The sequence below is a fragment of the Leptotrichia sp. oral taxon 847 genome, assembly GCF_001553645.1.
Classification (GTDB): Bacteria; Fusobacteriota; Fusobacteriia; order Fusobacteriales; family Leptotrichiaceae; genus Leptotrichia.
The window spans coordinates 1107260-1132539 of record NZ_CP014231.1; the positions used below are offsets into that span (position 1 = coordinate 1107260).

Consider the following 25280-nt stretch of genomic DNA (forward strand, 5'->3'; position numbering starts at 1 on the left):
TCAATCTTAAATTGATTGCGGTATTTTTTTGTGTTATAATATGCTTAAAGAATTTTTTAAAAATTTTTCTAATTGTGATTAACTGAAGCTTTTTATTAAATAAAATTAGAATTTTTTTTTACATAAAAATTGAAAGGAATTTTTTTAAATGAAAACTTATGATGTAATTGTAGTAGGTGCCGGACATGCCGGTGTGGAAGCTGCTTTAGCTTCTGCCAGAATGGGTCTAAATACTGCAATTTTTACAATAACTTTAGATAATATCGGCGTTATGTCGTGCAATCCTTCTATTGGCGGACCTGCAAAAAGCCATTTGGCAAAAGAAGTTGATGCACTTGGTGGAGAAATGGGACGAAATATGGACAAGAGCTTTATTCAAATGAGAATTTTAAACACAAAAAAAGGTCCCGCTGTGAGATCTCTTCGTTCCCAAGCTGACAGAAAAATTTACGCATTAGAAATGAAAAAAACTGTGGAAAAACAAGAAAATCTTGATACAATTCAGGATATTGTGACAGAACTTGTGACAGAAAATGGCGAAATTAAAGGAATTAAGACAAAAACAGGGATGAAATTTTGTGCAAAAGCTGTCGTACTTGCAACAGGAACTTTTCTTCGCGGACTTTTATACATCGGAGAAAAAAGAGTTAAAGGTGGGAGAATGGGTGAACTTTCAGCAGATGACCTGACTTTGTCACTAAAAAAATTAGGTTTCAAAATGGGAAGATTTAAAACAGGGACTCCACCTAGACTGGATATAAGAACACTTAATCTGGACAAATTGGAAAAACAGCCAGGTGAAACTAAAATTCCATTAAAATTTTCAATGAGAACGTCAATCGGTGAAACTCAAAGCCGACCACAATTATCTTGCTTTTTGACTCGAACAAATTTAACTACACACAAAATTATAACAGAAAATCTCGATAGAGCGCCCATGTATAATGGAAGCATCAGCAGTACAGGACCTCGTTACTGTCCATCAATCGAAGACAAAGTCGTAAAATTCAGCGACAAGGACAGCCACCACTTATTTTTGGAACCAGAAGGATTTCATACGACAGAAGTTTATGTAAGTGGACTTTCCACAAGCTATCCAGCCGAATTGCAACAAAAAATTGTAAACTCAATTGAAGGTCTTGAAAATGCTCATATTATGCGTTACGGTTACGCTGTCGAATACGACATCGTAAATCCAAGTGAACTTGACTACTCGCTTGAAACAAAAAGAATAAAAGGTTTATTTTTAGCAGGTCAGTTAAACGGTACAAGCGGTTACGAAGAAGCCGCGGCTCAAGGAATTATTGCAGGAATAAATGCAGCTCTCAAAGTAAAAGGCAAAGAACCTTTAATTTTAGATAGAGAAAGCTCGTATATCGGTACAATGATAGATGACTTGATTAATAAAGAACTATTTGAACCTTACAGAATGTTTACTGCAAGATCTGAATTTAGGCTTGTTTTAAGAGAAGATAATGCGGATATCAGACTTTCTGAAAAAGGTTACAAAGTTGGACTGCTGCCTAAAAAATATTACGACAAAGTTTTAAAAAAAATAGATGATGTCAAAAATACTATTACAAAATTGGAAGAAACAAAACTTGGAACTAGCAACAAAAAACTGGTGGAAGTCCTTGAAAAATATGGAGAATCGCTAAAAAGTGGAACAACTTTAAAAGAAATTTTACGTCGTCCAAAAGTTAGCTACGAAGATATAAAATACATTGCACAAGATATTGAAAACCCTCCAAAATTGGATTTTGACGCCGAAACTGAATATCAAATTGAAGTTCAAGTAAAATACGAAGGATATATCGCAAGAGCGCTAAATGTTATGGAACGTGAAAAAAAACTTGACACAAAATTGATTCCAAAAGATTTTGACTACGATGCGATGAAAGGGATAACACGTGAAGCAAAACAGAGATTGAAAGAAAAAAAACCGTACAATGTGGGACAAGCAGCAAGAGTTGCAGGTGTAACTCCAGCTGATATTTCAGTACTTATAATGTATTTGGATGGAATTTTGAAATAAAAAAGACTAAGAATAAAATTATTAAAGAAGAGAAAAAGGAAAAGAAAATTTATGGAAAATACAAAAAAATATTTTGAAAAATTACTTTTAAAATTGGAAATAACATTGGAAGATGAAAAGATGGAACAAATGTTAAATTTTCTTGAGTTACTTTATGAAAAAAATAAAGTTATGAATCTTACAGCAATTCGTGAGAAAAAGGGAATGATAGAAAAACATTTTATCGACTCGCTTTTACTTACAAAAATTATTAAAAACGAAGAAAAATCTTTTATTGATGTTGGAACAGGAGCGGGATTTCCTGGACTTGTTCTTGCAATTTTTTATCCTGAAAAAGAGTTTTTACTAGTTGATTCCGTGAGAAAAAAAATCAATTTCATCGACGAAGTGGTTGAAAAATTAAATTTAAAAAATGTTCAAACAAGTTTTGAACGTGCTGAAGAACTAATAAAAGGAAAAAGAGAAGTTTTTGATGTTGGACTTTGTAGGGGAGTTGCAAACTTAAGGGTCATTTTGGAATATATGATACCTTTTATTCAATTAAATGGAAGATTTTTGCCGCAAAAACTCAACTTAAATGAAGTCGCTGAAAGTAAAAATGCACTTTCAAAGTTAAGCTCGAAAATCGAAAATATTCACAAATTCAATCTTCCTGACAGTTGTGACGAAAGAATCATTTTAGAAATCAAAAAAACGAAAAAAACTGACGAAAAATATCCAAGAAAGACGGGAATTCCATCAAAAAAACCACTATAAAATAAAAAAATTTTAATTGTCCTTATTCCTTATTTTCTGTAGAGAATGTAAACTTTTTTGTGTAAATAAACTAAAAAATCCTTATATTACTGGATTTATATATAGCTTCAAAAAAATTATAAATATTCTTCAAACATTTTTAAAATTTAAACTAACTATATCAATTAAAAAACTATCTCAAAAAAATTATGAGATAGTCTTTTTATTATTTTAATTATCTTCTTCTTCTTCTTCTAGGCTCTCTTCTTACGTACACTTTTTTTGATTTTCTAGCTCTTCTTGCTCTTCTTATTGCCAATCTACTCTTTATAGTTGAAATGATTCTATTAGGTTCCCTTTTCACATAAACTTTTCTCGCTGAAAAAGAAATTGCTGAAAAACTTAGCATTCCTAAAATTAATAACGATTTTTTTATGATATTTTTCATTTTATCATCTCCAATCTAAATTTTCCACATTATAGCACTTTTTCGGTTAAAAATCAAAACTTTTTTACTTTTTATAAATATCTTTTTCATATTTTTTTATATTAATTTAAGCTTATTTTTTGTATTTTTAAAAAAGTTTTTTAATAGTTTTCAAAATAAACTTTATTTTTTTCAAATTTTTTCTGAACTTTATCTTTTTCAGAAATTGTAAGTTCACTAGGATCTATCCCAAATTCTTCAAATTTCCAGTCAATACCAATCGTCTTGTCACTCCATAAAATTCCGCTATCATATTTTGGGGCATATAAGTCGGTACATTTATACATAAATTCTGTATCATCTTCCAATGTCAAAAATCCGTGTGCAAACCCTTCAGGTACATAAAACATGGTTTTATTTTCTTCTGTCAACAAAACTCCATACCATTTACCAAATGTTTTACTATTTTTTCTCAAATCCACAGCCACATCATACACTTTCCCTTTTGCCACTCTGACAAGTTTCCCTTGAGTATGTTTTGTCTGAAAATGTAATCCTCTAAGCACGCCTTTTTTGGATTTTGAATGATTGTCCTGAACGAATTCCATCGTAAGTCCCAGTTCTTCAAATGACTTTTTATTATATGTTTCTAAAAAAAATCCCCTTTCATCTCCAAACACCTTTGGCTGAATTATTACCAAACCTTTTATCGGTGTTTCAATCACTTCGAAATTATTCATAATTTCCTCCTTCATAACTTTTTTCATAAATTCCTATTTATTTCCATACATTTCATCATAGTATTTCTGATAATCACCTGAAGCTACTTCATTTACCCAATCTTGATTTTCCAAATACCATTTGACAGTTTTTCTGATTCCTGTTTCAAAATCAGTTTCAGGGTACCATCCCAACTCTTTTGCTATTTTTGAAGGATTAATTGCATATCTCATATCATGTCCTAATCTATCCTGAACATAAGTTATCAAACTATAATTTACGCTTTCTAAGTCCGTTTTCAAAACTTTTTTATACTCATCGTTATTTGAAATTTCTTCTTTTAAAATATCAATTACTAATTTTACAATGTTAATATTCTGCTCTTCATTGAATCCACCAATATTGTAAATTTCTCCCACTTTACCATTTCTCACAACTAAGTCAATTCCTTTACAATGATCTTTCACATAAAGCCAGTCCCTTACATTGTCTCCTTTCCCATAAACAGGCAACTTTTTGCCTTCAAGCACATTTTTTATCATCAGAGGAATTAATTTTTCTGGAAAGTGATAAGGACCATAATTATTAGAACATCTAGTAATATTTATCGGCATTTTATAAGTTTCTCCATACGCAATTACAATATGGTCAGCTCCTGTTTTTGATGCAGAATAAGGACTTCTCGGATCGACTGCTGTTTTTTCTGTAAAAAATTTATCCCCATAAGTTTTCAAATTTGTTCGATTTTTTACAACTTTTTTTACTTTTTCGTCATCAATTATTAAATCAATCGCTGTTTCATAATCTTTTGCCAAACTTCCATAAACCTCATCAGTAGAAACTTGCAAATATTTCACACCATCTTTATAAATTGGATACCCATTCTCATCTTTAGAAACCGTCCAAGCCTTTTTAGCATTTTCCAACAAATTTTGGGTTCCCAAAATATTAGTTTCCAAGAAAATTTGTGGGTTTTCAATCGATCTATCAACATGCGATTCCGCTGCAAAATTTACCACAAAGTCAACATCGTTCTGCGCAAATATCCTTTCAATTTCTTTCCTGTCGCGTATGTCCACTTTCTCAAATTTCACTCTCTCATCTTTTATCTCCTCTTTTATTGTCCCCAAATTTCCCGCATAAGTCAACGCATCTACAACTACAACTTTTATATTCTCTCTATTCTCATACTTTTTCAAAATATATTTCAAAAAGTTCGCACCTATAAAACCAGCTGCTCCCGTCACTAAATATGTTTTCATTCATTTCCTCCTAACTTTTACTAATTCAGTAATACCAAAATAGCATAAACATTAAATCAAGATCTTATAATTTAATATTTATGCTTAAATTTTTTATTTTATAAGTTCATCATAAAAAAAACTTTAATACTAGTTTCAATGTTCTAAATTAACTTCATTCAAAATTCATACGTTCAAATTTTTAAAATAATTCTATTAATCTTTTAGCCATAATCACTTTTATTTTGATTTTAAGAACGTTCTTTCAATGTCAAAAACTTCTTTTTTTATCATTTTTTTTTCGTATTTCGTTATTTTTAATTTTTCGTTCTTTATCAAAAAACCATCCCCACTTGTTAAAATATTTTATGGCAGATTTTATATGAAATATCATCATTTTTTTTGACTTATACGAAGCTTTTCCATGTTCGTGAAATATTTCAGCTTCCGGGTAATAGACAACTTTGTATTTTTTCCCTATTCTTCGACATAAGTCATAATCTTCCATATACATAAAAAATCTTTCATCAAATCCGCCTATCTTCTTAAATACAGATGTTCTTACAAAAATAAAACAGCCAGAAAGAATTGGAACTTCCATTATTTTATTAAAATTAGCCCATCTCATTTCATAATCATAATCCATTTTTTTGACAACATTTTTAAATGGTAAAAATCTTCTGAAAATAAGATTTACAGGTGTCGGAAACAACCTGCATGTATAATTAAATTCCCCGTCAAAATCTTTAATTTTAGGTCCAATCTGCCCAATTTTCTTATGTTTTTTCATATACGCAACAATTTTTTCGACGGTATTTTCTTCAAAAAAAATGTCCGCATTAATAATTAAATGAAACTCAGATATTTCAGGATTACTAATCAATTTATTAATAATCACATTATGTCCTGCTCCAAACCCTTTATTGGAATTATTGAAAATATATTCTATCCTAGTATCATCAATTTTTTTAAACAAATTTTTTAAATCATTCATTTCCGAATTATCTGAAATCCACAATTTAAAATTTAATTTAATTTTTTGAAAACATTTAATTATTTCTTCTAAATTATTAATTGGAGTATTGTACGTTACAATACACGCTGTAAAATCATACATAATCTCACCTTTGCTAAGAAGTTAATCTAGTATTATAATACCATTTTTTCAAATAAATTTAAAGAAAAATATTTTTAAGGTATTAAAAAATGAAAACATATTTACTTAAAATATCATCACAGCTATTTTATAACCTTTATTTTACAACCTTATAGATTTTTTAATTCTATATTGAAATATTTTATAACTCTTGAATTTTTAGAAAAAGTTTTATATAATAAAAATGAAAATTTAAAATGAATGGAGATGTTTTTTATGATAAAAAAATTAGTTGAAATTGATGGAATGCACTGTGAACATTGTCAAAAAAAAGTGGAAGATACATTATATTCCATTCCAGAAGTCGAAGAAGTAACAGTAAGTTTGGTGGAAAAAAATGCAAAAATAACTTTAAATGAAGAAGTCAACGACATGATAATTGCAAATTTGATAAACGCAGCTGGTTACAAAGTAAAAAATGTAACTGAAATCACTGAATAAAAAAAGAGATTACGAAATCCAAAGATACCGACTCTAAAAATATAATTAAACTTAGAAATAAGGAATTAAGAGTTGGTATTTTTTTTATTCAAATAAAAAAGTGGCGTCCCCGGTTGGACTTGAACCAACGGCCCTCTGATTAACAGTCAGATGCTCTAACCAGCTGAGCTACGGAGACGCAGAAAAGAAAAAGTTTGGCGATTACCTATTTTTCCTAGTGAACACTAAGTATCGTAGGCGTAAACAGACTTAACTTCCGGGTTCGAAATGTAGACCGGGTGTATCCCTGTTGCAATAGTCACCAAACAGAATATAAAGGGTATTGAAAAAAGGCAATGAGAAATAAATAGTAGGCTAAGTAAAAGACAAAAAAGCTTAAGTAATATTAGTACTGGTCAACTGAACGCATTGCTGCGCTTACATCTCCAGCCTATCGACCACATAGTCTATGTGGATACTGGGAATACTCATCTTAAAGGGGGTTTCTCGCTTAGATGCTTTCAGCGATTATCCTAACCAAACGTGACTACTCAGCCGTGCCACTGGCGTGACAACTGATACATCAGAGGTTTGTCCATCCCGGTCCTCTCGTACTAAGGACAGAACTTTTCAGTATTCCAGCGCCTGCAGTGGATAGGGACCGAACTGTCTCACGACGTTCTGAACCCAGCTCGCGTGCCTCTTTAATGGGCGAACAGCCCAACCCTTGGGACCTTCTCCAGCCCCAGGATGAGACGAGCCGACATCGAGGTGCCAAACACTTCCGTCGATATGGACTCTTGGGAAGTATCAGCCTGTTATCCCCGGGGTAGCTTTTATCCGTTGAGCGACGGCCCTTCCATCAGGGACCGCCGGATCACTAACTCCTACTTTCGTACCTGCTCGACCCGTCGGTCTTGCAGTCAAGCTCCCTTATGCGTTTGCACTCGAAGGCTGATTTCCATCCAGCCTGAGGGAACCTTTGAACGCCTCCGTTACTCTTTTGGAGGCGACCGCCCCAGTCAAACTGCCCACCTAGCACTGTCTCCGGTAAAGGATTAGAATTCCGACAACATATGGTTGGTATTCCAACAGTGACTCAGAAAAGACTGACGCCTTAACTTCGAAGTCTCCCAACTATCCTATACACACATTGTCAAAACCCAATGCCAAGCTACAGTAAAGCTCCACGGGGTCTTTCCGTCCTACTGCAGGTAGTCGGTATCTTCACCGACATTACAACTTCACCAGGTCTCCAGCCAAGACAGCTCTCAAATCATTTCACCATTCGTGCAGGTCGGAACTTACCCGACAAGGAATTTCGCTACCTTAGGACCGTTATAGTTACGGCCGCCGTTCACCGGGGCTTCAAATTGGAGCTCTCACTCCTCCTCTTAACCTTCCGGCACTGGGCAGGTGTCAGCCCATATACGTCGCCTTACAGCTTAGCATAGACCTGTGTTTTTGGTAAACAGTTGCTTGAGACTCTTCACTGCGGCCTGTTTCCCCTTGAGGTGTTTCTCCTCTTAAGTATATCAGGCACCCCTTCTCCCGAAGTTACGGGGCTATTTTGCAGAGTTCCTTAGCTAGAGTTATCCTGTCGGCCTTAAGTTTCTCACTCTGTCCACCTGTGTCGGTTTAGGGTACGGGCACTGACGAGTCTTGTTAGAAGTTTTTCTAGGCAGTGTAGGATTTGTGACTTATGCAAAAGCACTTACCCGTAGGGTCTCACCTATAGGCACGCGGATTTACCTGCGTGCCCAGGCTAGGTCTTTAGAAAGGCTATTCCGACAGCCTTCTCACATACCTTACTGCGTCACTCCGTCACTCAGACGACTGACAGTGGTATAGGAATATTAACCTATTTACCATTCGCGATCACATCTCTGCTTACGCTTAGGTCCCGACTTCCCCGGGGCGGACGAACCTTCCCCCGGAAACCTTGGACTTCCGGCCGGAGGGATTCTCGCCCTCCTTCTCGCTACTCATTCCTGCATTCTCACTTCTGATGTCTCCAGCAGGCCTTACGGCCAGCCTTCGTAGACCTACAGAACGCTCTCCTACCAAGCGGCTATGCCGCTTCCACAGCTTCGGTTTATGTCTTTAGCCCCGTTACATCTTCGGCGCAGATACTCTCGACCAGTGAGCTATTACGCACTCTTTTAAGGAGTGGCTGCTTCTAAGCCAACCTCCTGGTTGTCTGTGAATATCCACCTCCTTTCCCACTTAGACATAATTAGGGACCTTAGCTGGTGGTCTGGGCTGTTTCCCTTTTGTCCATGGACCTTATCATCCATGGACTCACTCCGAATCAGTAATAAATGGTATTCGTAGTTTGCTTGATTTCGGTAAGCAATATGCCCCCTAGATCATACAGTGCTCTACCCCCACATATCTAAAATTCAGGCTGCACCTAAATGCATTTCGGAGAGAACGGGCTATTTCCTAGTTCGATTGGCTTTTCACCCCTAGACCTATCTCATCTCCCAACTTTTCAACGGCGGTGAGTTCGGCCCTCCACTGAGTCTTACCTCAGCTTCAGCCTGGACAGGCCTAGATCACTAGGTTTCGCGTCTATGACCAGCGACTATGTCGCCCTGTTAAGACTTGGTTTCCCTTCGGCTTCATTAATTAACCTTGCCACTGATCATAACTCGCAGGATGATTAACCAAAATCCACGCAGTCACACATAAAGTGCTCCTACCGTTTGTAAGCACACGGTTTCAAATTCTATTTCACTCCCTTGCACAGGGTTCTTTTCACCTTTCCCTCACGGTACTCTTCACTATCGGTCAATAACAGTATTTAGCCTTACGTGATATGGTCCACGCAGATTCACGCCAAATTCCTCGTGCTTGACGCTACTCGGGAGTTTCAAATCATAGCACAGCATATACGACATACAGGACTATCACCTTCTATGGTTCAGCTTCCCATCTGATTCTTCTTACTGCTATGCTACTTAGACATTATGGCATAAGTCGTATGAAATCCCACGACCCCGTACCGGCAACGCTGCCAGCTTGGCACCGGTACGGTTTAGGCTTATCCCCGTTCGCTCGCCGCTACTGAGGGAATCGTTTTTACTTTCTTTTCCTCCTGTTACTTAGATGTTTCAGTTCACAGGCTTACCGCTTTCGCGCATACCATCTGGGTATGCAGGTTACCCCATTCGGAAATTCAGGTGTCATTGATTATGTGCATCTCGACCTGACTTATCGCAGCTTATCGCGTCCTTCATCGGCTGTTATTACCTAGGCATCCTCCGTGTGCTCTTAATTAGCTTTTTTTTATTAACAGAATAAACTATTTTGTTGTAATCTTTTACCTACTATTCATTTCCCATTGTCCTTTAAAAGAAAAACTGTAAAGAAGAAGAAAGTGTAGAAACAAACTCCTTAGAAAGGAGGTGATCCATCCGCACCTTCCGGTACGGATACCTTGTTACGACTTCACCCCAATCACTGTTCACACCTTAGATGCCTTCTTCCGAAAGGTTAGACCGGCAGCTTCAGGTGCAGACAACTCTCGTGGTGTGACGGGCGGTGTGTACAAGACCCGAGAACGTATTCACCGCAGCATTGCTGATCTGCGATTACTAGCGATTCCAACTTCATGAAGTCGAGTTGCAGACTTCAATCCGAACTTGGACTGGCTTTGGAGGTTAGCTAGGCATTGCTGCATTGCGTCTCTCTGTACCAGCCATTGTAGCACGTGTGTAGCCCAGATCATAAGGGGCATGATGACTTGACGTCATCCCCACCTTCCTCCTGCTCTTCGCAGGCAGTCTCGCTAGAGTCCCCAACTTAATGATGGCAACTAGCGATAGGGGTTGCGCTCGTTGCGGGACTTAACCCAACATCTCACGACACGAGCTGTCGACAGCCATGCACCACCTGTCACTCGGTTCCCGAGGGCACGGTGATATTACTATCACCTACCGAGGATGTCAAGATCTGGTAAGGTTCCTCGCGTTGCGTCGAATTAAACCACATGCTCCACCGCTTGTGCGGGTCCCCGTCAATTCCTTTGAGTTTCAGCCTTGCGGCCGTACTCCCCAGGCGGATTACTTATCGCATTAACTTCGGCACGGACACTCTTCATGCCCACACCCAGTAATCATCGTTTACAGCTAGGACTACCAGGGTATCTAATCCTGTTTGCTCCCCTAGCTTTCGCACTTGAGCGTCAGTTATCGTCCAGTGAACTATCTTCATCATCGGCATTCCTGCACATATCTACGAATTTCACCTCTACTCGTGCAGTTCCGTCCACCTCTCCAATACTCTAGCAAAGCAGTTTCCAAGGCAAGCTATTGGTTGAGCCAATAGTTTTCACCTCGGACTTGCAAAGCCGCCTAGATGCCCTTTATGCCCAATAATTCCGGATAACGCTTGCGACATACGTATTACCGCGGCTGCTGACACGTATTTAGCCGTCGCTTCTTTAGCAGGTACAGTCAGAACTTCGTCCCTGCTGAAAGCACTTTACGATCCGAAGACCTTCATCGTGCACACAGAATTGCTGGATCAGGGTTGCCCCCATTGTCCAATATTCCCCACTGCTGCCTCCCGTAGGAGTAAGGGCCGTATCTCAGTCCCCTTGTGGCCGTCCACCCTCTCAGGCCGGCTACCTATCATAGCCTTGGTAAGCCGTTACCTTACCAACAAGCTAATAGGACGCAAAGCTCTCGGATGGCATTGCTTTTCATGAGCCGGCTATGCGGCAGGCTCATAATATCTGGTATTATCAGTCGTTTCCGACTGTTATCCCGGACCATCCGGCAAGTTCTTTACGCGTTACTCACCCGTCCGCCATGGTTAACGCGGTGCAAGCACCGTTTCCCCATAGACTTGCATGTGTTAAGCATTCTGTCAGCGTTCATCCTGAGCCAGGATCAAACTCTTCATTCAACAATATATTAAATTTCACCTTACATATTTTTTTAATCTATCACACTTAAATTCTTCTTCTTTTTTCATTGTCCTTTTGCGACACTTTTTGTATCGACGAAATATATTATATCAAAGTTTCTTTTCCTTGTCAACTACTTTTTTCTTATTTTTTTGGTTTTTTATCGCAATTCATACTTTTAAAAAAAAATACAGTCAAACAAACTTTATTAAAAAGACTTTGCTTGACTGCTTTATTATAAAAATTAATGTGCTTTATTTTATCTTTGTTTAGAACTATTTCTTTTTCAGACTAAAAAGAATCAGGGGATGACACTACATTCAAATCTTTATCTATTTCAAAAACTAAAGGTTTTCCTGTTGTCAAATTTAATTTTAAAATATCTTCATCTGAAATATTTAATAAATATTTTATTAAAGCTCTTAAACTGTTTCCGTGAGCTGCTACAATAACATTTTTTCCTTCTTGCAAACTTTTTGAAATATCTGAATGCCAATAAGGTAATACTCTTGCAATTGTATCTTTTAAGCTTTCTCCAAGTGGAGCTTCGGCATCAGATAAATCAGCGTATCTTCTGTCTGATTTTGGATAATATTCACTTGATTTTTCTATTGCAGGTGGTGCAACATCAAAACTTCTTCTCCAGATAAGAACTTGTTCGTCTCCGTATTTTTTGGCAGTTTCAGCTTTGTTCAACCCTTGTAATGCTCCATAATGACGTTCGTTCAATCTCCATGATTTGTAAACTGGAATATACAATTCATCCAATTCTTCCAATACATAATTTAAAGTTTTTATCGCTCTTTTTAAATAAGATGTGTAAGCGATGTCAAAAACTAATCCCATTTCTTTTAATGCTTTCCCTCCAGCTTTTGCTTCTTCAATTCCTTTTGGACTCAAATCCACGTCTTTCCATCCAGTAAATTTGTTTTCCAAGTTCCACTGGCTTTCACCGTGTCTAATTAGTACTAATTTCATAATATTTTCCTCCTAAATTTTATATTTTTTATTATTTTATTATTTCATTATTTTGTTTCAGCTTTAACTACTGTTTCTACAACAGCTGCATTCGTAGAAAGTTCTTTTTCGGCAATTAAATCTTCAAGATGTTCCTTTACTGTCATCAATTCTTCAAGATTCATATTATCATAAGCCGCTTGGGAAGATGTTTTTATATTTATTCCCTGTTTTCTTAAAAAACTGTCGACTTTACTTTGATTTTTTTTATATAGGTAATAACCTACTGCAACTGTTCCCACTCCGATTGCTGCTCCCACTAAATGTTCTTTTTTTACACTTCCAAATTTTATCATATTTTTACCTCCAAATTTTATTTATTATTTTTAATTTTTTTATTTTAAAGCTATATATTTGTCATCTGACTCATTTCCCGTTCTGTTGTTAAAAAATATATGGTCTATTAAGTCGCTCAAATTTTCAATGGAATTGTCATCTTTTACGTCTACAACATAATGAAACTTGCCATTTTCAGCTTTTAGACGATAAATTCTCACTTCTTTATTTGAAAAATTATTTAGCACAAGATGTCGCCCAAAAGTTGTAAACCACATAAGCGCTATTGCTACAACCGATCTATTTGCCATGTAGGATTTAAGCAAATACAAGGCAGGTAATATTTCTATATCAAAAAAGCCTTTTCGCCGTGTTTCCATATAGGCGTGTTCTATGATTGCCGCCGTTGTCAGTCCTGCCGCAAAATTATTTATATCCAGCTGCAACTTTTCAATTTTACTTTTTCCCAGTCCGTACAAAAAGGAAAGAAGTATCGCCGCTCCAGAATACACAGACAGTGAATCTATTGATTTTTCTTCAAAATCTTCTACCAATTTTACCGAAGTCATTTCGTGCTCGACTGACAGTGCTGTTGCTGTTCGATAAATTACTTCATCTATCGTGATTTCTTCAGGTTCAAAAGTTACAAGTAATGTATTTATAATTTCGTTATATCGTAAATTTGTATTTTGAGTCCCAACTTTTATTGTTTCAAAAAATTTTTTTATATTAATAATTCTGTGAGAAACTTTAAATCTGACACGATTTGGTAATTTATGAAGTACCGTTAAAGTTAATTTTTTCATATAAATTCCTCCAAAAGTAAACTGTAAAGATACAAAAAACAAAAACTCTATTTATTGACGTCATATTTTAGAAGTCTCAACGAATTTCCAACCACTAAAATTGTTATCGAATTATGCAAAACCGAGCTATATATAGCCGGAAGCAATCCCGTTGCTCCCAATACAAGAGCAAAACTGTTTATTCCAATTGCCATTGCAAAATTTTGCTTTATTATTTTTACAGTATTTTTAGCTAAACCTATTACACCTGGTATCAACAGCGGATCGTCAGAAGTTATTGTAACATCGGCAGCTTCCATTGCAACATCTGTTCTTGTGCTCCCAAGCGCTATTCCTACATTTGCATAAGAAAGAGCTGGAGCATCGTTTATTCCATCTCCGATCATAATGACTTTTGAGCCAATTGAGCGGAATTTTAAAATATCTTTAGCTTTGTCTTCTGGCAATAACTCAGATTCATATCTGTCCATCGACATTCTTGACGCAATAGTTTCAGCTTGCTGTCTTAAATCTCCTGTAAGCAGTACGATATCGTCTATTCCCTGATTTCTAAGCCGATTTATTGCTTTTTTTATATTTTCTCTCGGAGGATCAGAAACTCCAATGACACCGATTAAATTATCATTCTTAGCTACATAAATAACTATTTCACCACGATTTTGCATTCCTTTTACCGTATCAGCTGATATTTCCACAGAAATGTCATTTTCTTTCATATACCTTAGACTTCCCACACGAATGATGTCCTTATTCACAAAAGTCTCAATTCCTCTTGCAACTTTAATCACATTTTCCTTGTGTCGCGGTATTTTTAACCCTCTATTCTTTATTTCATTCAAAATTGCACTTGCCAAAGGATGAGTCGAAGTTTCTTCAGCAGCCGCAGCTAACACAAGCATTCTGTCATCTTTCATATTTTTAGCAAAAGTTCTTACAGTCTGAACTTTCGGTCTTCCTTCAGTAATTGTCCCCGTTTTATCAAATATAACCGTATCAGATTTTGAAAGCTCTTCCAAATAGTTGCTTCCTTTAATCAAAATCCCATTTTTAGCAGCTGTATTAATTGAAGCGGAAAAAGCCGTTGCAGTTGACAATCTTATTCCGCATGAATAGTCAATTACAAGCATACTTAACGCTTTTTGTAAATTTCTTGTTGAAAAATAAACTATTCCAGCAAGAAAAAAGTTTAGCGGAATTAATTGTGCAGAAAATGTATCAGCATAGGATTGAATATCCGCTTTGTTAAATGAAGCATCTTCAACCAATTTTATAATTCTTGAAGCAGTCCTGTCATCACCTACTTTTTCAGCTCTCACAGTAATATTTCCATTTTTTAAAAGTGTCCCGGCAAAAACTTCCTGTCCAACTTCCTTTTTTACAGGCATATATTCTCCTGTAATCGCCGATTGGTCGATAACTGCACTACCTTTTTCGATTGTTCCGTCAACACTTATCTTTTCTCCAGTCTGAACAAGAATTAAATCCCCTTTTTTTATTTCTTCAATCGGAACTTTTTTAGTAATTTCATCATCATTGTCCGATTGCTTCCAAACATAACTCTCTCCAACACTCAACATATCTTTAATAACGCCACGAGTCTTTTTCATTGTATAAACAGTCAAAAGCTCCGCAAATCTTTCCAAAATCATAATTGTCAAAGCTGTTCTTTCACTTCCTAAAGCAATGCTGCTGATAATTGCTGTGGAACTCAACGTATCTGCGTTAGGACGTTTATTTTTAATCAACGAATAAATTCCATTTTTTAAAACAGGTACTGCTAGAAAAATTGTCGATAAAGTTTTATAATTAAACAGTCGTCTAAATCCTGTAAATTTGGTTTTCGGACTTGGAATCAAAAGCAGTAATACTGCAGCTCCAATTCTTTTTAAAATTTTTTGCGGAGATTCTTCCTGCAATCGTCTTTCTATCACATATTTGTTTGATGTCTCTTTTTTTCATTTTTATAAATTTCAACAAGATGTGTACTTAATGTATTTTGAACTAACGATACTAAATTTTCACCAGTCAATGTAAAATTATCAAAATAAATGAGAACAGTTCCTATAATATTGTTAATTTTAACACTTTTGACATAATGAACATTTTGCAGCTGATTTATTATTTCTTCTTTATGAACCCCAAGATATTTTAATGCTCTCGATTTTATTCTGATTCTTCCACGAATTTCATGTAAAATTTCACAATCCAATAAATAATTTTTATTTAACATAAAAATTCCTTTCTATCTTTCTTTCATTCAAGCGATACTCAAAGCTCTTTAACTATATCATAAAAGGCATCTAAATTATTCTCTATTTCCTCCAAAGATTTATTTTCATATAATTCAGAATGATTAATTGCTGCTTTCCAGACTTTATTTAACCAGTCCAATATTTCTTTTTCCGAAGTTAACTTTGTATCATAGTAAAGTAAAATTTTATTTGTTATATATGAATATTCAATACTTTTTATACCTCTTTTGGATAAAATAAATTTTGTAACTTTGTAATCATACTTTTTCAGCTGTTCTGGCACATCTGATAAATTTGGAACAAAAAGTCTAAGTCTTCCAGGAATACTGTGTACAACCTTTATCTGATTAAACATCAAATACGTGGCTTTAAATAAATTTTCTAACATTATTTTTCCCTTTCAATTTTTCCGTTTGTTTTTTTTTCTTTTATTTTCACAGCACTTTTTATTTTCTTTTTCCTTCTGATAATAGACTGGAAGCCCACCATAATAATGTAGCGCCTGTGGGTAATACTGGAACTTTTCTCAACTTTTTAAGTCCATAAAAAATAAAAATTCCAGAAATCAATGTTTTCAAATCCAAATAACCTTTACTCTTATTATAAATAGTCATATCCATCGCTTCAAATATCTGCTTTAGCATTACTTTCACTTTTCCAGATTTACTTTTCAAGGCTTCTTCATCCAAATGAAGTAATTTTAGCACTATTAAATACAGAAAAGAACTCTCAAGCACTTTTTCATCGAAATAAATTAGGATACTTCCAATGACAGAATTTATTTTTACTTCATTTATTCCCGATAATTGTTTCATATTATTTAAAAATTCTTGCTCTAATTCCACATTTTCCTTTAGTACATCCGCTTGAAGCCTTAAACGTCCAGTTTGGTAATGTTTTACCTGTATAACGCCGTAAAAACTTTGTAACATAATCGACTCCTTAAATATTTTTCTAATTTATTATATAACTTTTTATTTTAAATTACAAGGTCATTTTTGTAAACTGACAAAGTACGAATTTTAGAGTCAGATTTTTAGTTTCAATATTTTTTATCTATTTCTGATTACGAGATGTTATTTTACTTAATATAATTTTTTCTATTTTTTTACATAAAAGGAAAACTTCTCCATTTTCCTTTATAATCTTCACACTCGTCTAAGCATTTTGTCCCTATCTTTTAAATCAATGTTAAATTTTTTCAAAAAATACTCTTGTTTTTTTTTAAAATCAGGCTATTATATTATTAGCAAAATAAATTTTAAAATTTTTATACAATAAATAAACGAATATTCAAAACTATAGGAGGTTTTCATTATGATTTCTTTTATTTTAGCAATAGTTGCTCTTATTTTGGGTTACGCATTTTACAGTAAATTTGTAGAAAAAGTTTTTGGAATAGAACCTGATAGAATACCGCCCTCAATTGAATATTACGACGGTGTCGATTATGTGCAAATTAGCACTCCAAAAGCATTTTTGATTCAATTCTTAAATATTGCCGGAACAGGACCGATATTTGGAGCGATTGCAGGGGCTTTGTGGGGACCGGCCGCATTTTTGTGGATTGTTTTTGGATGTATATTTGGAGGAGCAGTTCACGATTTCTTGATTGGTATGCTTTCGCTTAGGGATAAGGGAAGCAGTATTGGTGAACTCGTAGGACAAAATCTGGGCGTTGTAATGCAGCAGATTATGAGAGTTTTTTCAATTGTATTGCTTCTTTTAGTTGGAGTAGTATTTATAAAATCGCCTGCCGACATTCTTCATAATTTGATTCCAGGCGTAAGCGCTATGACTTTTACAATTATTATAATTGCTTATTACATTTTGGCGACAATTCTCCCGCTTGATAAAATCATTGCCAAAATTTATCCAATTTTTGGTTTTGCATTGTTATTTATGGCGATTGGTATTGGGACAATGTTAATTTACGGACAATTTACAGGAGCTTTTGCAATTCCTGAAGTTACCGAAATTTTTAAGGGAAATCCGCATCCTAAAGGAGTTTCAATGTTCCCTTACTTATTTATCTCTATTGCCTGCGGTGCAGTAAGCGGGTTCCACGCTACTCAATCCCCAATGGTTGCACGTTGCCTAAAAAATGAAACTGAAGGAAGAAAAGTTTTTTATGGCGCTATGATTGCAGAAGGTGTTGTTGCGTTGGTATGGGCTGCCGCTGCGATGACTGTGTTTGGCGGAATTAAAGAACTTGCCGCTGCCGGAACTCCTGCGGTTGTTGTAAATAAGGCATCTATTCAGTTGCTTGGTGTATTTGGGGCGTTTCTAGCTGTACTAGGTGTTGTTGCTTGTCCTATTACTTCGGGAGATACTGCCTTTAGAGGTTCACGGTTAATTATTGCCGACATTTTCAAAATTAAGCAAAGTCCAATAAAAAATAGATTTTTAATCGCAATACCTTTATTTATCATTGGTATTTATTTAACAACTATCGACTTTAACGTTATTTGGAGATATTTTGCATGGGCAAATCAAACTTTGGCGGCCGTTTCATTGTGGACTGCAACAGTATGGCTTGTTAAAAAAGGAAAACCATTCTTATTCGCATTAATTCCATCAATATTTATGACAATGGTTGTTACAACCTATATTGTAATCGCTCCAGAAGGATTTGTAAGATTTTTCAAGAACGTTCCTGTTCACACTATTGAATTTTATGGAATATTAATCGCAAGTGTAGTTACGATTATCTGTACAGCATTACTATTTAACTATAAACATCATTTGCATGGAAAATCTCATCACGCTGGACATTTACATGTTGCCAAATAAATAAAGAAAGAAAAAATTACAGTCAAACAAGGTTTTTCAGAAATCTTTGCTTGACTGTTTTTTTATATTTTCTATTACTTCAACGGATTCCAGCTTCTTTCAACATTTTTTTGCATTTCACCCACATTTTGAGGCGAACCTTCAACACTTATTAAATAAATCTTTCCATTATATCCAATATAGTTACTTATCCAGCTCTTTCCCGAAATTCTTTTAACTTTTACCTGTTTACCTTTATACCCATTTATTATAATACTTCTCATTTCAAGGTTATCTCTTGTATGCCCAGCGTTCAAAAGTCCACTATACTGATTTTTTGCCACTTCATCTACTAAATCTATCAAATTATTATTTTTATTATTTAAATAAATTATATCAAGCGTGTAAATATCAATCCCGTCCTTTGTTATCTGCATAGTTGTTTTACCCGAATCTGCATCTACAAACATTTTCCACCCTCTCGGAAAATCAATAAATCCAACAGTTTTATTTCCAAATCTACCATTTTTCAAACTTTCTTGCGATTTTTCAAAAAGTTCTGATTTTTGTTTTTTCATCTCATTTAATTTTTTCTTTCCAGTTTCAATTGTTATATCTGTTACGCAAGTCAGTTCACCCTTCGGAATATAACAGCCTTTTTTGCTATTTGTTGCAGCATTTGAATTAATAATAATTCCAAAACTTATAAGTAAAATTATTAAATTTATTTTTTTCATTTTGATACCTCCTTTCCTATTTTAAAAAAATATAGCAATTTTAATTTAAAACATAAGTAGAAAGTTACTTTTTACATATTTTTATTCCCATTTTTAAGTGGATTGACTACAATTCCCACTTTATTTTTTATAAATTAATACTCTGAACATTTTATAATCAGTCGCACTATAAAAATTACAATTCCAAATATTATCCAGAAATTTGATTTTTTTCTTTCATAAGTTTCTTCTTTTATATTTCTGCCTTTAGAATTTTTTTCTATAAAATATATTAAATCGTCATCGTATTCAATTTCATAATTTTTTTCTGAAATTTTATCACCCGTATATTCTCCCATTTCTTGCAGAAAATCCTGTGCATTTCTTATTGCTTCTCTCCCAAGTTCAATCAATCCTGTTTCATTTAATACTTTAAATGCCCAATCCTTTGACTTATTCCTGTCTTCCTGTCTATCATTGTAATATATCATATCACTAATTGCAGGAGCATATTTCATATTAGCGGCTTTTTCATATAGCTTGTATGCTTCCTCTTCACTTTTTCCAAATTCCTTACTGCATTCATAAAGTATCCCAAGTTCATAAATAGATTTTGCATCTCCCAGCTCCTGCCCAATTTTATACCATTTTTCAGCTTCTTTCTCATTTTCTTCAACCGTATCAAAATATTTCCCCAGTTCATAAGCCGCCTCTTTCACTCCTAAAGAATAAGCCTTTTCATACGTATCTTTGGCTTTTTCTCCATTGCCTGCAACATAATATGATTTTGCAAGCGACAAATATCCTCTTTCATTATACTGTGTTGCTTCAAGAAACAGTTTTTGAGCATTTCCCTTATCTCTCTTTTCCAAAAGTTCATTTCCCCGATTAATCAGTTCCACGTATTTTCTGTCTTTTTCATTTCCAAGCATAAATTCAATATTCTTGATTATTTCAGAATTCAATCCCATAATTTGCTTTTCATTTAACAATTTTTCCTGCCATTCTAATATTTTTTCTCTTTTATTCTGCTTAAAGTAAATTCTTACAAGATTGTATATTAATTCAGCATTTTTTGTATCAGCAATTTTTAAATAAATACTTTCTGCTTCTTCATAATCCTTCTTTTCTTCAGCAATTTTTCCTAGCCTAATTATTGAATTAATTTCGCCATTTTTTGCACCCTCGTTATACCAGTCCTGTGCAAGCTCATCATTTTCCGCTCCCTCTTCAATCATTCCAAGATAATAAGCCGCTTCTTTTACTCCATCATTGTACGCAAAATTGAACATATTAATCGCATTTTGTATATCCTTTTTACAATAATAATAAAATTTACCCAGCTCATAATTCCCTCTCATCTTCAATCCTGCTGCTCTTTCCAGCTCTTTCTTCGCCCTCTCAAAATTTCCCAGGATTATACTCTGATGTGTAAAAAAAATACTTTTCTGATACTCTTCATTTCTTTCTTCTTCATTTCCTTCATAATTTTGTGAATAATCCACTTCAACAATATCATCTATCGAAACAACCCTATGCCCAAATCTATCCACATTATCTGATTCCTCTTCATTTTCCCTGTTTTCTTTTTTTCTCGAAAAATCATCAAATTCATACATTTTTTTACGATTTCTAAAATTTATCACTATAAAAATTATAACTATTCCAATTATTATTGCTGTTACTATTTCCATACCCACGCTCCTTACTCTTTTGAAACTTCTCCTGTAAACTAGCCCAATTCTAAATATTTACTTTATATGTTTAACACATCATATTTCCTCATATTCTCATATTCATAAGACTGATTAATACCATTCATAAATATATCTCTACTTTCCACATCTTCCGTCAAATTCTCCTTCAAAAGTATCTTTAGTTCCAAATCATTAATCACACTTCTTTTCATTGCCGATAAATAATCATTTCTATTAATATTTTGCCAATTTACACACATTCCAAGACTTCTTATCAACATCTGATCCAGCCAAATCCTAGTCGTTCTTCCATTTCCCTCATAAAACGGATGCATTATATTCATTTCAACATATTTCTCAATTATTTCCTCAAAATTATTTTCAGGCATTTTTGAAACCGTCTTTAAATTATCTTCAAGATACATCGCACGACAAAATACTGTATCGCCTTTCTGAATATCATGTTTTCGCACTTCTCCAGCACTTCCATAACATTCTTGAAACAAATACCGATGTATTTCCTTCAAGCCTTCAAAAGTTCCCACTTGAATATTTTTTAATATTCCATTATCAAATAATTCCCTTGCCCTTCTTTTACTCAAAAATTCTTCTTCGTCTTGAGAAACTAGCCTTTTTAAGATTTTGTCACTTTCGTTTTCCCAATTGTATTTGCTATTTGTCATTTATTTTTCTCTTTCTTTTCTAAATATAATTATGCTAACCAAAAATAGTATATAATTTTCTCTATATTTTTTCTACCTATTTTTTATGTTTTTTGGAAAAGTCTTATTCAAAATCTAAATGATTTTCAAAGTATTTATTACTGTAGTTTTTTACTCCTTTTTTATTTTAATATTTGTCGCAATATACTATAAAATTTATGATATTAAAAAAGACTAGAATTTTCTATATTTTTTTCTAGCCTTTTTTATTAGTCATTATTGCAACTGCAAACCTCATCATTTAATACATGAAAAAGTACATGCTCTGCTTCTTTATTTCCTTTACTTATTGCTAATTTTAAATATTTTATTGCTTCATTTTTATTTTCATAATAATTTAGATAAAGATATGCCAAATTTATTAAACAAACTGTATCTTCTGTTTCTTCAAAACATTTCTGATATAATTTTTCCGCTTCTTCATATTTTTGATAAACATTTTCATATAATCCACCTAAATTGTTATATGCAAAACTACATTTTTTATCTATTGCTAATAAAAAATACTTCTCCGCATCTTCGTAATTATTCTTGTCGATATTAAGTACTCCAAGATTATTTATTGCAACTATATTTCCTTTTTCCACTGCTTTATTAAAATATTTTTCTGCTTCTTCAAAATTATTTTCAATTTCTAAAAAATAAAATCCTATATTATTTATAGCCATATCACTTCCTAATTTAGATGCTTTTTCAAAATATTCTAATGCTTCTTTATAATTTCCTTCTTGAAATTTCCTTTCTCCAAGTTCATTTATTGCATAGTAATCATTTTTTAGTACTAAATTTTCTAATTCTTTATATCCTTTTTCTTTATATTCTTTATACAATCTTATTCTCCCTAAAATAATATAATATATTTTTATAAATATAAAGAGAGTAAGAAAATAAAATTTCTATACTCTCCCTATAAAAATTATCCTTGTTGTTGCCATATATGATTTCCACTTGATGTATCAGGACATCTTCCTCCTGCTTTACCAGTTGGTCTTAAAGATGAATATATTATGCTACCACATGCCGAACATTGCCAAGTTACAACTGCTCCCATTTTCTCACACCTCCTCTCAAAATTATTTATTATCAAATTTACCTATTTTGATAATAAATTAGTTTTTCTTACTTTTTACAGATTAACTAACATAACATTAGTATAATCTTTTTTTTTACTTTGTCAATAATTTGTATTTGTTTTTTTTAAATTTTTTAAAAATAAAAAAGGCTAATACTCCCCCTATTTTTTCTAGCCTTCAAAAATCACACTCAAATTAATTCATAAAAATATAACAAATATTTTTAATTTAATAAATATTTTTTATCTATAACTCCATTTTTTCCAACTCCTCACTCTTCAAATCCCACTCTTCCATCTTCTCCATCTCTTCTTCTTCCAGCCTATCCAGTTTTTCCTGCATTTCCATCAGTTTTTCCATATTGTTTTCTTTTCCAGCCTTTTCGTATTCAGTATTTAAATTTTCTCTCATTTCTGTGATTTTTTCCATTTCCTTTTCCAGTTTTTCAATATCACGTTTCAATTTTGCGATTTTTCTTGACTGTTCCTTTTGCTCCTGATATGAGAGTTTTTTCTCTTCCTTCGTTTCGAGGTCTGTTCCTTGAGAAGCTGATTTTGCTGTTTTTAGGCTTTCTTTGTAGTCTTCGTAATTTCCCTTAAATTTCGTAAGACCATTTTCATCAAGATAGTAAATTGTGTTGCAGATTGTGTCTAAAAAGTGTCTATTGTGGGAAACAACAAGCATTGTTCCGTCAAAATCTTCCAATGCGTCTTCTAAAACTTCAATTGAGTAAATATCCAGATGGTTTGTCGGCTCGTCTAAAATTAGGAAATTCGCTCTTTGCATATACAATTTTAAGAATGAAACTCTAACTTTTTCTCCACCGCTCAATTTTTCTACTTTTTTCAAAACATCGTCGCCTGAAAACAAGAAAGCTCCCGCAAGTGTTCGCAAATATTCTTCCGTCAAATTCAGAGAATTATTAATTTCCTGTAAAATATTGTTTGCTGGAGTCAAATCCATGTGATTTTGGTCGTAATAACCGACTTTTACACGAGAACCAAACTCAACTGTTCCTGAATCCTGCTTCAATTTATTTACCAAAATTTTTAGCAAAGTCGACTTCCCAATTCCGTTTTTTCCAATAATTCCAACTCTTTCGCCACGAAATAGCTGAAAACTCACATTATTCAACACTTTTTTGTTGTCGAAACTTTTTGAAATTCCATTCACTTTTAAAACATTGTCCCCAGTAATCGTGTCTGTTTCAAATTTTAATTTCATTCTTTGCGGATTAAAAACAGGGTCATCCATTCGCTCGATTCTGTCCAGAATTTTTTGTCGTCCTTTTGCTTGTCTAGCCTTTATTCCAGCACGGAATCTGTCGATATATTCCTCCATTTTCTTAATTTTTTCCTGCTCTTTTTCGTAACGCTTCATTTCCCCTTTTAAAATCATCTCTTTTTGAATGATAAACGCAGAAAAATTCCCATCATACTTATGCAATTTCTTATTCTCAATTTCAAAAATTTTGTTACAAACATTATCCAAAAAAATCCTATCATGTGAAACAAGCAAAAACGCCTTCGCATACTGTTTCAAATAGTTTTCTAGCCACTCAATTGAAACCAAGTCCAAATGGTTTGTCGGCTCATCTAAAATTAGCAAATCTGGCTCAGATAGCAGCAATTTTGCAAGTGAAACCCTAGTTTGCTCTCCACCACTCAAATCTTTAATTACCAAATTGTAATATTCCTCAGTTAGCTCCAACCCAGTCAAAATCTGCTTTATCTTATACTCAATATCATATCCGCCCTTCGCCTCATAAAACGACGATAACTCCGCAGACTTATTAATCAATTTTTCCAGCTCATCATCTTCAGCCGTTCCCAAAAGCAAATTAACCTTCTGAAGTTCATGCCAAATTTCCCTCTCTTCTGCAAAAACTGACATCATTTCTTCATAAATCGTATTTTTTTCATCTGAAAACTCATGATTTTGCGACAAATATCCAATTTTCATCGAAGTACTTTTCACAATATTCCCAATTTCATTCAAATTATCTTCCGCCCCATCAATCCGCTCTCTATCAAGCAACATCCGAATAATCGTCGACTTCCCAGCTCCATTCACCCCAACAAGCCCAATCTTATCTCTCTCCTCAATCGTAAAATTAATATCCTTCAATATATATTCCCCAGCAAACTGCTTATACACCTTATTAAATTGCACTAAACTCATCAAATTCCCTTCCTTTTCTCTATTTTATCAAATTATTTTTTCATATTTTATATTTTAATTTTATTCGTTAAATTATATCATTTTTGATATTTGTTTACAATGTTTGAGAAATTTTCAAA

Annotated in this window: 19 protein-coding genes, 1 tRNA gene, 3 rRNA genes and 1 pseudogene; 4 read left to right on the forward strand and 20 right to left on the reverse strand. The window is 33.9% G+C overall.

Going from position 1 to position 25280, the window contains the following annotated elements:
- Window positions 1–148 precede the first annotated feature (148 nt).
- Together mnmG and rsmG are read left to right on the forward strand one after the other, a co-directional pair.
- Window positions 149–2035: a tRNA uridine-5-carboxymethylaminomethyl(34) synthesis enzyme MnmG gene (gene mnmG, locus AXF11_RS05110; protein WP_068155531.1), complete on the forward strand. Its 1887-nt coding sequence runs from the start codon at window positions 149–151 to the stop codon at window positions 2033–2035.
- A gap of 51 nt (window positions 2036–2086) precedes the next feature.
- Window positions 2087–2791 carry a 16S rRNA (guanine(527)-N(7))-methyltransferase RsmG gene (gene rsmG / locus AXF11_RS05115; protein WP_068155532.1) on the forward strand — a complete coding sequence of 235 codons (705 nt, stop codon included), beginning with the start codon at window positions 2087–2089 and terminating at the stop codon, window positions 2789–2791.
- Window positions 2792–3005: 214 nt separating this feature from the next.
- On the opposite strand, the gene AXF11_RS05120 is transcribed toward rsmG, so the two are convergent.
- The 4 genes from AXF11_RS05120 to AXF11_RS05135 form a co-directional block, all read right to left on the reverse strand.
- Entirely contained in the window at window positions 3006–3218 is a 213-nt protein-coding gene (locus AXF11_RS05120; protein WP_068155534.1) for a hypothetical protein, read from the reverse strand.
- Window positions 3219–3358: 140 nt separating this feature from the next.
- Window positions 3359–3937 carry a dTDP-4-dehydrorhamnose 3,5-epimerase gene (rfbC, locus tag AXF11_RS05125; RefSeq protein ID WP_068155536.1) on the reverse strand — a complete coding sequence of 193 codons (579 nt, stop codon included), beginning with the start codon at window positions 3935–3937 and terminating at the stop codon, window positions 3359–3361.
- 33 nt (window positions 3938–3970) lie between these two features.
- Window positions 3971–5179, reverse strand: coding sequence for a dTDP-glucose 4,6-dehydratase (locus AXF11_RS05130; RefSeq protein WP_068155538.1), 1209 nt, complete (start codon window positions 5177–5179; stop codon window positions 3971–3973).
- Window positions 5180–5429: 250 nt separating this feature from the next.
- Entirely contained in the window at window positions 5430–6275 is an 846-nt protein-coding gene (locus AXF11_RS05135; protein ID WP_068155541.1) for a glycosyltransferase family 2 protein, read from the reverse strand.
- A 255-nt stretch (window positions 6276–6530) separates the two neighbouring features.
- Here AXF11_RS05135 and AXF11_RS05140 point away from each other — a divergent pair, with 255 nt between their 5' ends.
- Entirely contained in the window at window positions 6531–6755 is a 225-nt protein-coding gene (locus AXF11_RS05140) for a heavy-metal-associated domain-containing protein (protein WP_068155543.1), read from the forward strand.
- Window positions 6756–6856: 101 nt separating this feature from the next.
- Here AXF11_RS05140 and AXF11_RS05145 read toward each other — a convergent pair.
- From AXF11_RS05145 to AXF11_RS05190, 10 genes and pseudogenes are all read right to left on the reverse strand, one after another.
- Window positions 6857–6933: transfer RNA gene (locus AXF11_RS05145), tRNA-Asn, on the reverse strand.
- Window positions 6934–6947: 14 nt separating this feature from the next.
- Window positions 6948–7061: ribosomal RNA gene (rrf, locus tag AXF11_RS05150) — 5S ribosomal RNA — on the reverse strand.
- Window positions 7062–7120: 59 nt separating this feature from the next.
- Window positions 7121–10025, reverse strand: a 23S ribosomal RNA gene (locus AXF11_RS05155).
- A 112-nt stretch (window positions 10026–10137) separates the two neighbouring features.
- A 16S ribosomal RNA gene (locus tag AXF11_RS05160) occupies window positions 10138–11648 on the reverse strand.
- Together the 16S, 23S and 5S rRNA genes with 1 tRNA gene alongside form the textbook arrangement of a ribosomal RNA operon.
- Before the next feature lie 292 nt (window positions 11649–11940).
- Window positions 11941–12627 carry a 2,3-diphosphoglycerate-dependent phosphoglycerate mutase gene (gpmA, locus tag AXF11_RS05165; protein WP_068155545.1) on the reverse strand — a complete coding sequence of 229 codons (687 nt, stop codon included), beginning with the start codon at window positions 12625–12627 and terminating at the stop codon, window positions 11941–11943.
- 47 nt (window positions 12628–12674) lie between these two features.
- Entirely contained in the window at window positions 12675–12962 is a 288-nt protein-coding gene (locus AXF11_RS05170; RefSeq protein ID WP_068155548.1) for a hypothetical protein, read from the reverse strand.
- A 39-nt stretch (window positions 12963–13001) separates the two neighbouring features.
- The gene (locus AXF11_RS05175) at window positions 13002–13748 is read right to left on the reverse strand and encodes a hypothetical protein (RefSeq protein WP_068155551.1); all 747 of its coding nucleotides are present in this window, start codon (window positions 13746–13748) and stop codon (window positions 13002–13004) included.
- Between the two features lie 47 nt (window positions 13749–13795).
- Window positions 13796–15978 (reverse strand): annotated as a pseudogene (locus AXF11_RS05180) (heavy metal translocating P-type ATPase).
- Window positions 15979–16016: 38 nt separating this feature from the next.
- Entirely contained in the window at window positions 16017–16388 is a 372-nt protein-coding gene (locus AXF11_RS05185) for a hypothetical protein (RefSeq protein WP_068155553.1), read from the reverse strand.
- 58 nt (window positions 16389–16446) lie between these two features.
- Window positions 16447–16932, reverse strand: a complete 486-nt coding sequence (locus AXF11_RS05190) for an HMA2 domain-containing protein (RefSeq protein ID WP_068155554.1) — start codon at window positions 16930–16932, stop codon at window positions 16447–16449.
- A gap of 385 nt (window positions 16933–17317) precedes the next feature.
- Between AXF11_RS05190 and AXF11_RS05195 the strand changes: the two genes are divergently transcribed.
- The gene (locus AXF11_RS05195; protein ID WP_068155557.1) at window positions 17318–18793 is read left to right on the forward strand and encodes a carbon starvation CstA family protein; all 1476 of its coding nucleotides are present in this window, start codon (window positions 17318–17320) and stop codon (window positions 18791–18793) included.
- Between the two features lie 74 nt (window positions 18794–18867).
- On the opposite strand, the gene AXF11_RS05200 is transcribed toward AXF11_RS05195, so the two are convergent.
- The 6 genes from AXF11_RS05200 to AXF11_RS05220 form a co-directional block, all read right to left on the reverse strand.
- On the reverse strand, window positions 18868–19509 hold the full coding sequence (locus tag AXF11_RS05200) for a hypothetical protein (protein WP_068155558.1): 642 nt from the start codon (window positions 19507–19509) through the stop codon (window positions 18868–18870).
- A gap of 134 nt (window positions 19510–19643) precedes the next feature.
- Entirely contained in the window at window positions 19644–21182 is a 1539-nt protein-coding gene (locus AXF11_RS05205) for a tetratricopeptide repeat protein (protein WP_068155560.1), read from the reverse strand.
- Between the two features lie 62 nt (window positions 21183–21244).
- Window positions 21245–21868: a protein adenylyltransferase Fic gene (gene fic, locus AXF11_RS05210; protein ID WP_068155562.1), complete on the reverse strand. Its 624-nt coding sequence runs from the start codon at window positions 21866–21868 to the stop codon at window positions 21245–21247.
- Window positions 21869–22116: 248 nt separating this feature from the next.
- Window positions 22117–22737 carry a tetratricopeptide repeat protein gene (locus tag AXF11_RS05215; protein ID WP_068155564.1) on the reverse strand — a complete coding sequence of 207 codons (621 nt, stop codon included), beginning with the start codon at window positions 22735–22737 and terminating at the stop codon, window positions 22117–22119.
- Window positions 22738–22823: 86 nt separating this feature from the next.
- Window positions 22824–22958, reverse strand: a complete 135-nt coding sequence (locus AXF11_RS11015; protein ID WP_257720965.1) for a hypothetical protein — start codon at window positions 22956–22958, stop codon at window positions 22824–22826.
- A gap of 268 nt (window positions 22959–23226) precedes the next feature.
- Window positions 23227–25161: an ABC-F family ATP-binding cassette domain-containing protein gene (locus tag AXF11_RS05220; protein ID WP_068155567.1), complete on the reverse strand. Its 1935-nt coding sequence runs from the start codon at window positions 25159–25161 to the stop codon at window positions 23227–23229.
- Window positions 25162–25280 lie beyond the last annotated feature (119 nt).

What these genes read in the sequence shown, in the direction of transcription:
- gpmA (WP_068155545.1), bottom strand. Translation starts at nt 12,627, where the DNA reads ATGAAATTAGTACTAATTAGACACGGTGAAAGCCAGTGGAACTTGGAA.
- rfbC (WP_068155536.1), bottom strand. Translation starts at nt 3,937, where the DNA reads ATGAATAATTTCGAAGTGATTGAAACACCGATAAAAGGTTTGGTAATA.
- rsmG (WP_068155532.1), top strand. Translation starts at nt 2,087, where the DNA reads ATGGAAAATACAAAAAAATATTTTGAAAAATTACTTTTAAAATTGGAA.
- AXF11_RS05185 (WP_068155553.1), bottom strand. Translation starts at nt 16,388, where the DNA reads ATGTTAGAAAATTTATTTAAAGCCACGTATTTGATGTTTAATCAGATA.
- mnmG (WP_068155531.1), top strand. Translation starts at nt 149, where the DNA reads ATGAAAACTTATGATGTAATTGTAGTAGGTGCCGGACATGCCGGTGTG.
- AXF11_RS05135 (WP_068155541.1), bottom strand. Translation starts at nt 6,275, where the DNA reads ATGTATGATTTTACAGCGTGTATTGTAACGTACAATACTCCAATTAAT.
- AXF11_RS05200 (WP_068155558.1), bottom strand. Translation starts at nt 19,509, where the DNA reads ATGAAAAAAATAAATTTAATAATTTTACTTATAAGTTTTGGAATTATT.
- AXF11_RS05190 (WP_068155554.1), bottom strand. Translation starts at nt 16,932, where the DNA reads ATGTTACAAAGTTTTTACGGCGTTATACAGGTAAAACATTACCAAACT.
- AXF11_RS05205 (WP_068155560.1), bottom strand. Translation starts at nt 21,182, where the DNA reads ATGGAAATAGTAACAGCAATAATAATTGGAATAGTTATAATTTTTATA.
- AXF11_RS05120 (WP_068155534.1), bottom strand. Translation starts at nt 3,218, where the DNA reads ATGAAAAATATCATAAAAAAATCGTTATTAATTTTAGGAATGCTAAGT.
- AXF11_RS11015 (WP_257720965.1), bottom strand. Translation starts at nt 22,958, where the DNA reads ATGGGAGCAGTTGTAACTTGGCAATGTTCGGCATGTGGTAGCATAATA.
- AXF11_RS05170 (WP_068155548.1), bottom strand. Translation starts at nt 12,962, where the DNA reads ATGATAAAATTTGGAAGTGTAAAAAAAGAACATTTAGTGGGAGCAGCA.
- fic (WP_068155562.1), bottom strand. Translation starts at nt 21,868, where the DNA reads ATGACAAATAGCAAATACAATTGGGAAAACGAAAGTGACAAAATCTTA.
- AXF11_RS05195 (WP_068155557.1), top strand. Translation starts at nt 17,318, where the DNA reads ATGATTTCTTTTATTTTAGCAATAGTTGCTCTTATTTTGGGTTACGCA.
- AXF11_RS05220 (WP_068155567.1), bottom strand. Translation starts at nt 25,161, where the DNA reads ATGAGTTTAGTGCAATTTAATAAGGTGTATAAGCAGTTTGCTGGGGAA.
- AXF11_RS05130 (WP_068155538.1), bottom strand. Translation starts at nt 5,179, where the DNA reads ATGAAAACATATTTAGTGACGGGAGCAGCTGGTTTTATAGGTGCGAAC.
- AXF11_RS05140 (WP_068155543.1), top strand. Translation starts at nt 6,531, where the DNA reads ATGATAAAAAAATTAGTTGAAATTGATGGAATGCACTGTGAACATTGT.
- AXF11_RS05175 (WP_068155551.1), bottom strand. Translation starts at nt 13,748, where the DNA reads ATGAAAAAATTAACTTTAACGGTACTTCATAAATTACCAAATCGTGTC.